The sequence below is a fragment of the Mesorhizobium sp. M1169 genome, from assembly GCF_040318345.1.
Taxonomy (GTDB): domain Bacteria; phylum Pseudomonadota; class Alphaproteobacteria; order Rhizobiales; family Rhizobiaceae; genus Mesorhizobium.
Window position 1 is genome coordinate 1 of the sequence record NZ_JAMYME010000088.1, and the last position, 6,750, is coordinate 6,750.

General features: G+C 62.9%; 7 protein-coding genes. All 7 read left to right on the forward strand.

The features are described from left to right. Positions 1–237 precede the first annotated feature (237 nt). The 7 genes from NKH41_RS33600 (at position 238) to NKH41_RS33630 (ending at position 6,572) form a co-directional block, all read left to right on the forward strand. Positions 238–1,023, forward strand: coding sequence for a ThuA domain-containing protein (locus NKH41_RS33600; RefSeq protein ID WP_352773537.1), 786 nt, complete (start codon positions 238–240; stop codon positions 1,021–1,023). Between the two features lie 55 nt (positions 1,024–1,078). Next, entirely contained in the window at positions 1,079–2,131 is a 1,053-nt protein-coding gene (locus tag NKH41_RS33605) for a Gfo/Idh/MocA family protein (protein WP_352773539.1), read from the forward strand. A gap of 52 nt (positions 2,132–2,183) precedes the next feature. Continuing rightward, entirely contained in the window at positions 2,184–2,588 is a 405-nt protein-coding gene (locus NKH41_RS33610; protein WP_352773542.1) for a GFA family protein, read from the forward strand. 170 nt (positions 2,589–2,758) lie between these two features. Continuing rightward, entirely contained in the window at positions 2,759–4,432 is a 1,674-nt protein-coding gene (locus tag NKH41_RS33615; RefSeq protein ID WP_352781212.1) for a LuxR C-terminal-related transcriptional regulator, read from the forward strand. 208 nt (positions 4,433–4,640) lie between these two features. Then, positions 4,641–5,321, forward strand: coding sequence for a hypothetical protein (locus tag NKH41_RS33620; protein WP_352773548.1), 681 nt, complete (start codon positions 4,641–4,643; stop codon positions 5,319–5,321). Positions 5,322–5,546: 225 nt separating this feature from the next. Then, a complete protein-coding gene (locus tag NKH41_RS33625; RefSeq protein ID WP_352501300.1) occupies positions 5,547–5,717 on the forward strand; it encodes a hypothetical protein in 171 nt (56 codons plus the stop codon). Positions 5,718–6,044: 327 nt separating this feature from the next. Next, complete coding sequence (locus NKH41_RS33630; RefSeq protein WP_502893757.1) at positions 6,045–6,572, forward strand: c-type cytochrome; 528 nt, start codon at positions 6,045–6,047, stop codon at positions 6,570–6,572. Positions 6,573–6,750: the final 178 nt, after the last annotated feature.

Genomic DNA, 6,750 nt, shown 5'->3' on the forward strand with positions numbered 1-6,750 from the left:
CTCAAAGGCCGGACATATGGACGCAAGCGATCGAAAACGACGCAAAACAACCGTTGCAGGCAGGGCGCCGTCCACATATGGATCCCAGGGTCTTCGCGACGTCGCTTCGCGCCTGCTCCGCCCTGGGATGACGAAGCTGGGGAGGTTTGGCCAATCTCGAAGGTTTTCAATCCCGTCCGATGACACTATGAATGACCGGCCGGGGCGGCTCCAGCTTCAAACAATCACGAGGACATCATGACAATACGCGCTGTCGTCTGGGGCGAGAATATTCATGAGCGGACCAACGAGGTGGTCGCGGGCATCTACCCCGAGGGCATGCATGCGACGATCGCCAATGCACTGAAGCTCGACCCGGAGATTTCGGTATCGTGGGCGACGCTGGAGCAGAAGGAGCATGGGCTGCCGGCCGACCGTCTGGCCGAGACCGAGGTCTTGCTGTGGTGGGGGCACAAGGACCATGGCGCCGTCGCCGACGAAGTGGTCGAGCGCGTGGCGCGCCGCGTCTGGGAAGGCATGGGGCTGATCGTTCTCCATTCCGGCCATTTCTCGAAAATCTTCAAGAAGCTGATGGGCACGCCCTGCACGCTGAAATGGCGCGAGGCGGGCGAGCGCGAACGGCTTTGGGTGACCAGCCCCAACCACCCGATCGCTGCCGGGATCGGCGAGTATTTCGAGCTCGAGAACGAGGAGATGTATGGCGAGCAGTTCGCCGTGCCGGAGCCGCTGGAGACCGTCTTCATCTCGTGGTTCCAGGGCGGCGAAGTGTTCCGGTCGGGGCTGACCTATCGCCGCGGCGCCGGTAACATCTTCTATTTCAGGCCCGGCCACGAGACCTATCCGACCTATCACGACGCCAACGTCCACAAGGTGCTGCGCAATGCGGTGAGATGGGCGCACAACCCCCAAGGCTCCAATCCAGCCATCCTCGATGCGCCGAACGTGCCGGTGGAAAAGGCGCTCGAGCCGATCGTCGAGCGCGGCGGAAAGCTACATTCCGCCGGCGAAGCCGGCTTCCGCTAGACGACAAATCCATGATCGAACAAGAAGATAAAGCCCTGTCCTAAGGATAAGAATCATGCGTCTGTTGATACTCGGCACCGGCTGGATGGCGGAGGAGCACGCCAGGCAGTTCGGCAAGATCGAGGGCGTCGAACTGATCGGCGCCGTCGATCTCGACCGTACGCGCGTCGACAAGTTTTCGGACATCTACGGTATCCCCAACCGGTTCGCGTCGTTGGACGAGGCGCTGGCGTGGGGCAAGTTCGACGCGGTGGCGAACGTGACGCCCGATCGCATCCACCATCCGACCACCATGATGCTGATCGCGGCGGGCAAGCCGGTGCTGTGCGAAAAGCCGCTCGCCGAAAATTACCAGAAAGCCAGTGAAATGGCCGCTGCGGCCGAGCGGGCCGGCATCATCAACATGGTCAACCTGACCTATCGCAATGTCGCGCCGCTGCAGAGAGCGCGCGCCATGGTGCTGGCCGGCGACATCGGCACGGTCAGGCATGTCGAGGCGTCCTATCTGCAGAGCTGGCTGGTGTCCAAATTCTGGGGCGACTGGCGCACCGATTCGAAATGGCTGTGGCGGCTGTCGCGCGGCCACGGCTCCAATGGCGTGCTGGGCGACGTCGGCATCCACATCCTCGATTTCGCCAGCTATGGCGCGGCGCTCGACATCGACCATGTGTTCTGCCGCCTGCGGTCCTTCGACAAGGCGCCTGGCAACCGGATCGGGGAGTACGAGCTCGACGCCAATGACAGTTTCACCATGGCGCTTGATTTCAGCAATGGCGCCTTCGGCGTCGTCCATGCCAGCCGCTGGGCAACCGGCCATCTGAATGAACTCCGCCTGCGCATCTACGGTGACAAGGGCGGCATCGAAGTCGTGCACAATCTGACCGGCTCGGAGCTGAAAGCCTGCATCGGCGAGGATGTCGAGAACGCCAAATGGCAAGTTCTGGACGCCGGAACGGTGCAGACCAACTACCAGCGCTTCGTCGACGCGGTGCGCAACGGCGTCCAGGCCGAACCGTCGTTCCGCCATGCGGCCGAATTGCAGAAGGTGCTCGACCTCGCAGTCGTGTCGGATGAGAAGCGGGCCGAATTGAGCACCGATACGCAGTGATATCGTTCAGGGAATCTTGAGAGGAGCCAGCCATGGTCACGCGGCGCGCCGAATGTTCCTGCGCTCAGCTGTCAGCCACCTGCTCGGGCGAGCCGGTACGCGTCTCGTCTGCCATTGCCTGGCCTGCAAGCGACGCACCGGCAGCGCGTTCAGCTTCAACGCGTGGTTTGAGGAAGGTGACGTTGTTGTCCAGGGCCGCTCGGCGGAGTTCACGCGCATTGGCGACGAGGGCGGCCGCGTCATCTACAGCTTCTGCCCGGATTGCGGCACCACCGTCCATTACCGGATCGACACGCAGCCCGGTCTGACCGTCATCCCGGTGGGCGCTTTCGCGGACCCTGCGTTCCCGCCGCCCTTCCTGTCCCTTCTATCACGAGAGCCGGCGCTGCCAGTGGGTCGAGGTCCGAACCGAACCTTTGGCGACGTTCGGCTGAAGACGCTGGTCGCCTCCGGCTGACGTTTCAGGATCAAACCCGATCACTCTGAACGACCGAGTTCGACCCGTTTCAGTCGTCCGGGACGTTCCCCGTTCAGAGCGCTTTAAGTGCATTCCGGTCATTCGCGTTCGAGCATGCTATACTGCACCTTGGCTCCAAAGCAGCCATTGATGGCTAGGAACCAATGCGGATGGGCAGGTCAGATCGACAGCAATTCAACAGCGGCTCCTTGCAGGAGGCGGACCAGCTCGTGCTCGGTCGTGAGGCTTACGAGGAAAGGGCGTGGGACGACGCCTATCGGTTCTTCTGGCGTGCCGGCGAAGCGGCTCCGCTCGCAGTGGACGATCTCGAACGGCTGGCGATGTCGGCCTATTTGACCGGGCGCGACGAGGAGTACCTGCGGGCCCTGGAGCGAACCCATCATGCATATCTGGACGCGGGCGAGTGCCGTCGGGCCGCCCGCTGCGCCTTCTGGCTTGGCCTGCGCCTTGTCTTTCGTGGGGAGATGGCTCAGGCGGCCGGCTGGTTTGGACGGGCGCATCGGCTGCTCGAACGCGAACCACATGATTGTGCCGAACAGGGTTACCTGATGCTGCCCCATGTCGAACAGCAGCTTGCTTCGGGCAACCTTGAAGCGGCCTACGCTGCGGCGAGCGGCGCAGTCGAGATTGGCGAGCGCTTTGCGGACGTGGATCTGGTGGCCTGTGCACGGCACTTGCAGGGCCGTGTTCTGTTGCGCCAGCGGCGAACCGCGGAAGGTTTCGCGCTCCTCGACGAGGCGATGGTTTCGGTCACGGCCGGCGAATTGTCGCCGCTGCTTACCGGCTTGATCTACTGCAGCGTGATCGAAGCGTGTCAGCAAGTCCATGCTCTGGGCCGCGCACGCGAATGGACCTCCGCCCTGGGGCGATGGTGCGCCGAACAGCCCCAGCTGATCAGTTTCAGCGGCACCTGCCTGATGCATCGCGCCGAGATCAAGCGGCTCAGCGGCGCATGGCAGCACGCGATCGACGAAGCGCAGCAGGCCGTGGAGCGTTTGACGCAGTCGAACAATCGGAGAGATACGGCTGGAGCATGGTACCAGCTGGCGGAAGTATACCGCCTTCGCGGAGACTTTGACGTGGCCGAGCAGGCATATCGGAGTGCAAGCCAACATGGCTTCGAACCGCAGCCGGGCCTTGCCCTGTTGCGGTTGGCCGAAAGGCACATCGATGCGGCTGCGGCCGCAATCCGGCGCGTCATGGGTGCGACGACCGATCAGGTGCGGCGCATACGGCTGCTGCCGGCTCACGTCGAGATCATGCTGGCGGCTGATGACATCGAGGAAGCACGGCGTGCCTGCCACGAACTGGCGGACGTTGGAGAAAGCTACGGAACCGAACCGCTGCGCGCCCTTGCCGCTCACGCGCGGGGAGCGGTGGAACTGGCAGAAGGCGAAGCGCAGGCTGCATTGACTTGGCTGCGCCAGGCACTCGAGGGGTGGCAGCAAGTCGAAGCGCCATACGAAGCAGCGCGCGTAGGCGTCATGATAGGCCAGGCTTGCCGCGCCCTCGGTGACAACGATGGTGCGGAACTGGAGTTGCAGGCAGCCCGGACAGTGTTCCGGCAGCTCGGTGCCATGCCGGACCTTTCTCGTGTCGATATCCTGCTTGGCATGCGATCAGACGGAGCCCGCGGCCTCTCTGCCCGTGAACTGCAAGTTCTCCGCCTGGTCGCTGCCGGCAAAACCAACAAGCAAATCGCCAACGAACTGGATTTGAGCGGGAAGACAGTGGACAGGCACGTCAGCAATATTTTCAACAAGCTTGACGTCCCCACGCGCGCTGCCGCCACCGCCTGGGCCTACGAGCACCGCCTGGTTTGAGCAGGTCTGGCATGGGTCGAATCACCCATGCCGTCATCGGCGCCCATTGGGTGGTTCGCCCGAAGCGCCGCCCTCCCTTCCGCGCTAGCTTGCACTCGAAATCGATCGGCCATGGATGCGCGGCGCCACGGCGCAGCTCGCCCACAGATCGCGAGACGGACGCAGTGATCGCGCTGCGAACATCCGGCCACAATGAAGGGAAGTAGCGATGTCGCATGCCGATACCGGAATGCGGGTCGCGGGCGCCTGGCTTGCGATCGCTTCTGTACTCTTGGGTTTCGTCCTGATCGGTCACGGGCCGATTAATCCCGACCTCGCCCAGCAAATGCAGGCCATCGCCAGTGGCGTCACCCTGTGGGTGGTCGTGCATTGGGCCGCCGCGGCAGCACTTTCGCTGTTCGTCGTCGCGAGCCTGATCGTGCTGACCGCCGGCTCTCGACTGACCGAACGCTGGTGGACCCTATCCGCCTGGGCGGTGGTGGCCGTCGGCGCGCTCTGGACGATGACAACCGCCGTGGCCGAGGCCACCACCGTCGCCGATGCCGTCGCCGCCAACGACATGGCGCGATTCGCGGTCTGGTGGGCCTTCGCCGAGGGCAAGGCCAACGACTTCATGTTCCTCTGCCTGGCGGTTGCCGTGATCGCCGGCAATGAGACGCTGAGCCGGCAACAGGTAACGCCGACCTGGGCGTCACTGGTCGGAGTCGTGGCCGGGCTTGGTGCCTTCGTCGGATGGCCGCTGGGCATGTGGTTCGGCATCGGGCTGGGCAGCCTCGTCTGGGTTGCGTCGTCTTTTGTAATGGCCCTGTGGACGTTGTGGTTCGGGTTGGGGCTCGCGCGAGCCGAGAACAGCGTGTCGAAAGCTCGCAGCGCGAGCTTCAGCGCGTGAGCACCCCAAGAGGCCAGCGGCGTCCTATCAACATCAGGGAGGTCATGATGACTCACGTTGAAGGTTACACCGCCACCCCGGCAGCAATTGAAGATAGCGCCGATGTCAAAGCTGAAGGCGTGCGGCAAATGTCGGCTATTGTTTAGGGTTACGGATGCCGGCCAACAGGTGTTGGCTTGGCGCGAGGGCCGGCGTCCGAAAGCCTCCAGGGAAAGAACCCGCGGGATGGAGGGCGTGGTTCCGGCGCTATGGGGATTTGACGGTTCCGCGTGGTTCGCGGTGGGTGCACTGATGCGGCTGACAGGTGGGACTGCTCAGGTTGACAGGCGCGCGCGGCCGGCCGAGGCGGCGCATGATGCGGTGTGGCGGCTGAAGAATCCGGTCGCCTGCGGCTGACGTTTCAGGATCAAACCCAATCACTCTGAACGACCGAGTTCGACCCGGTCCGACCGTCAAGGCATTTCAGGCGACGAAGTCGATCCATCAACGTGCGTGGCTCGATCGCGCCAAAAGAAGGCGTGTGCGTCGGCTGAGCAAGCTCCGTCACAGCTGCGCTCAACGGGTCGCGACAAGTGCCGACCATCCAATTGATCGCTGATGGTTACTACGTGCTGGCCATGCTAGAATTCAGCGTCCTCGACGTGGTTAAAATCGGGGAATTGCGACCGGTTGACGGCGCGGGAGGTCGACGGACAAACACGAACAGATCACAGGGAGGAAGCAATGTTTCGGACACCAGTTCATCTTGCATTCTTGACAGCGTCGATTGTTGCCCTGCCATCTTACGCGGCCATGGCCGATGACACACAGATCGCGCGCGGCGAATATCTGGTTACGATTGCCGGCTGCAGCGACTGTCACACATCCGGTTATTTCTTCGGGAAACCCGACATGTCGCGCTTCCTCGGCGGTTCGGACGTGGGCTTCGAGATTCCTGGTCTTGGTGTCTTTGTCGCCCGTAATATCACGCCTGACAGGGAGACCGGTATCGGAAGCTGGACCCCGGAGCAGATCGTCACCGCGATTCAGACCGGCGAACGGCCGGACGGCCGCATCCTGGCGCCGATCATGCCTTGGCGCGACTTCGCGCATCTCACCGCGGATGACGCCATGGCGATCGCGGCATTCCTCCAAAGTGTGAAGCCGGTCAGCCACCAGGTTCCCGGCCCGTTCAAACCCGGGGAAGCGGTGTCGACGTTCATGATGCGGATTATGCCGCCGGGGGAAGCCGCAGCCGCTGCAACGAAGTAGGGCGGGCTTTGATCGGAACGAGATTTTTCGTCGAATAATGGGTGAATGTCCGCCTTGGAGATGGTGAGGCCATGTCCGAACGGCAGAAATGGGTCGATAGTGTTGAAGAAGTCGGCGATGAAGCCGTGGATCCACTCGCACCGAAGCGTCTTGATTAAGGTCGACGCGACCTCCTCGC